Source organism: Trinickia soli, from assembly GCF_002879855.1.
GTDB classification, from domain to species: domain Bacteria; phylum Pseudomonadota; class Gammaproteobacteria; order Burkholderiales; family Burkholderiaceae; genus Trinickia; species Trinickia soli.
The window spans coordinates 1-2544 of record NZ_PNYB01000057.1; the positions used below are offsets into that span (position 1 = coordinate 1).

The window sequence follows — 2544 nt, forward strand, 5'->3', positions numbered from 1 at the left end:
CGTTAAGGGTTATTCGATGCCTGCCATCGGCCACAGGAATGTGACGGTGCCGCCGCGCGTGTGGGCAGGCGTCGAATAAGCCTCGATGGAGGAAACCGCGGAGTGCCCCGAAGCGCTTGAAGTCTTCGCGGCTATGGCGATTGATAGGCCGGGATACTCAGCGGTGCCGGATGCGGCGCGTTCAGGCGATGTGCCGGACCGTCGCTAACGCCAGAGCGAAGCGGTGCAGTCGTGCATTCGAGATGATGAAGCGGGCGGGCGAAGCGCTTCGAGAAGCGACACGCGCAAACGTCCACTCGTGGGCCGCGTTGCCGCAAAGCCGACGCTCGGTTCGGATGTCGGGGAACCGTGGAGTTCATGTCTGCTCCCGGCGCATTGGCGGTGCGCGGATCGGGGCGCTGCGCGCGAGGATGTCGACGACGATCATCGGTGCGCCGCAGTGCCGGCAGATGAAGACGGGCCGGGTTTCGACGGTGGCGTCGTCCGGTGACGGGCTGATCCCGGGTGCGGCGTGCAGCAGATCGCGCACCCTGGCGAGCCTGGCGCGGCGCACGGGGTTGGCGAGCAGCCCGTAGTGACGGATGCGATGGAAGCCGCCGGGCAGCACATGAAGCAGGAAGCGGCGCATGAATTCGCCGGTTTCGAGGGTCATGGTCTTGTAGCGGGTGCGTCCCTTCGCGCGGTAGTCCTTCCAGCGGAACGTGACACCGTGCTCATCGAAGGCGACGAGGCGCTGGTTGGAGATGGCAACGCGGTGCGTGTAGCGTGAGAGGTACTCGAGCACCGCCTTCGGTCCGGCGAACGGGCGCTTGGCGTAGACCACCCATTCGCAGGTACGCAGCGGCGCAAGCCACCGGGCAAAGGTGGCGGGGTCCGCGAGCCCGGTGTACTCGCCGAAGAACTGTAGCTGGCGATGCCGGTGGGCCACTTCGAGCGCTTCGAGGAAGCGCCGGCGAAACAGGCGTGAGAGCACGCGCACCGGCAGGAAGAAGCCGGGCCGGCAGGCGATCCAGCGCTCGCCATCGGGCGAGAGTCCGCCGCCCGGTACGATGCCGTGCACGTGGGGATGATGCGTGAGTGCCGAGCCCCAGGTGTGCAGTACGAGCGTGGCCCCGATCTGCGCGCCGAGATGCCTGGGGTCGGCCGCGATCGTGCGCAGCGTGTCGGCGGCAATGTCGAGCAGCAGGCCGTAGATGATCCGTTTGTTGTACCAGGCGATCGCGCTGACAGGCGCGGGAAGCGTGAAGACGACGTGGAAGTATTCGACGGGTAGCAGATCGGCCTGGCGTGCCTCCAGCCAGCGCTGGGCGGCGCTGGCCTGGCACTTCGGGCAATGCCGGTTGCGGCACGAGTTGAAGGACACCTCTGTCCTCGCGCAGCCTGAACAGCGCAGCACATGTCCGCCCAGTGCCGCCGTGCGGCACCGTTCGATGGCTGACATGACCTTCAGCTGCCCCAGGCTCAGGTGCGTTGTGGCCCGCCACGCTGGCCCGTGGCTGCGGAAGATGTCCGCAACCTCCAGCATGAGGCGCTACAGCGCGCGGGCCTACTCGGAGGGCAGACGGTCCAGCGGACTGGTGACCTCGTGCAGCAGGTCGGTGGCCACCTGGACGTAAAGCGCGGTGTTCTCGAGCTTCGCATGGCCGAGCAGCACCTGGATCACGCGGATGTCCACCTTCTGTTCAAGCAGGTGTGTCGCGAAGCTATGGCGCAGCGTGTGCATGGACACGCGCTTGTCGATGTGTGCGGCCTCGGCGGCGGCGTGGATGGCGCGATTCAGTTGCCGTGTGCTCAGGGGATCGACCGGATCGAGCCCGGGAAACAGCCACCCGCCATCGAGCATCTTGCCCTGCGCGCGGGCCACGCGCCACCACACACGCAGACGCTCGAGCAGCACAGGTGAGAGCATCGCGTAGCGGTCGCGGCGGCCCTTGCCCTGCTCGATACGCAGTGTCATGCGCTCGCTGTCGACGTCGGTGACCTTCAGCGCGACCACTTCGCTGGCGCGTAGCCCCGCGCCGTACGCGACCGACAGCGCGGTCTGGTGCTTCAGGTTGCCGGCTGCCTCGATGAGCCGCCGCACTTCATCGGGACTGAGCACCACGGGCAATACGCGGGGCACGCGCACCGGCTGCATCCTGACCATCAGCTCGGGCCGGTCGAGCGTGACGGTGAAGAAGAACTTCAGGCCGGTGATCGCGCGGTTCAGTGAGACGGGTGAGGTGCCGTGATCGACCAGATAGAGCTGGTAGCGCCGCAGGTCCTCGACGGTGGCCATGTCGGGCGAGCGCTCGAGAAACCGGGCGAACTCGCGCACGATGCGCAGATAGCTCTCCTGCGTCTTCGGGGCAAGCTGGCGCATGCGCATGTCGTCGATCATGCGCTGGCGTAGTGGGCTGGCGTTTGCCGGTAAGGAGGTCATGATTCGGCTCCTGTTGAAGAACGAGGCGGATTGCCTCATTCGCCAACATAAAGCCGCGTGACCGGCCTCTCCCTGACCTCCAGCGCCGGACCGTAGCCCCTACCGCGCGAGCGGTTTAGTCC

The 2544-nt window shown here is 66.7% G+C and carries 2 protein-coding genes; both read right to left on the minus strand.

From position 1 onward, the window contains the following. Positions 1–355 precede the first annotated feature (355 nt). Complete coding sequence (locus C0Z19_RS27585; protein WP_102612999.1) at positions 356–1525, minus strand: IS91 family transposase; 1170 nt, start codon at positions 1523–1525, stop codon at positions 356–358. A 21-nt stretch (positions 1526–1546) separates the two neighbouring features. Beyond that, positions 1547–2422 (minus strand): site-specific integrase, encoded by an 876-nt coding sequence (locus C0Z19_RS27590; RefSeq protein WP_102613000.1) that lies wholly within the window; start codon positions 2420–2422, stop codon positions 1547–1549. Between the last annotated feature and the right edge of the window lie 122 nt (positions 2423–2544).

Bases quoted from the DNA above. Each gene is read 5' to 3' on its own strand.
- C0Z19_RS27585 (WP_102612999.1), bottom strand. From the start codon at position 1,525: ATGCTGGAGGTTGCGGACATCTTCCGCAGCCACGGGCCAGCGTGGCGG.
- C0Z19_RS27590 (WP_102613000.1), bottom strand. From the start codon at position 2,422: ATGACCTCCTTACCGGCAAACGCCAGCCCACTACGCCAGCGCATGATC.